At 80.2% G+C, this 349-nt stretch carries 1 protein-coding gene; it reads left to right on the top strand.

What is annotated here, in order from left to right; genetic code table 11:
- The coding region (locus EF903_RS35760; protein ID WP_260616260.1) for a hypothetical protein at window positions 1-349 on the top strand (349 nt) is incomplete at both ends.

Consider the following 349-nt stretch of genomic DNA (forward strand, 5'->3'; position numbering starts at 1 on the left):
CGTCCGCGGCTCCGGCGCCACCCTCGGCGACGCCGAGACCGCCCCCGCCGGCGGCAGCGCCCGCCTCGACAAGGCCGTCGCCGGACTCGTCGCCGGCTCCGGCGCCGACCAGGCCGACCAGCTCGGCGACTTCGCCGTCCGCTACGTCCTCCTCCGCGACGACGCCCCGCAGGAGATGCGCAAGGTCCTCGACGCCACCCCCGCCCGGGTCCCCTACAGCCCCGTCCGCGGCTCCGGCGCCACCCTCGGCGACGCCGAGACCGCCCCCGCCGGCGGCAGCGCCCGCCTCGACAAGGCCGTCGCCGGACTCGTCGCCGGCTCCGGCGCCGACCAGGCCGACCAGCTCGGC

It is taken from the genome of Streptomyces sp. WAC05292 (genome assembly GCF_003949955.1).
Lineage (GTDB): Bacteria > Actinomycetota > Actinomycetes > Streptomycetales > Streptomycetaceae > Streptomyces > Streptomyces globosus.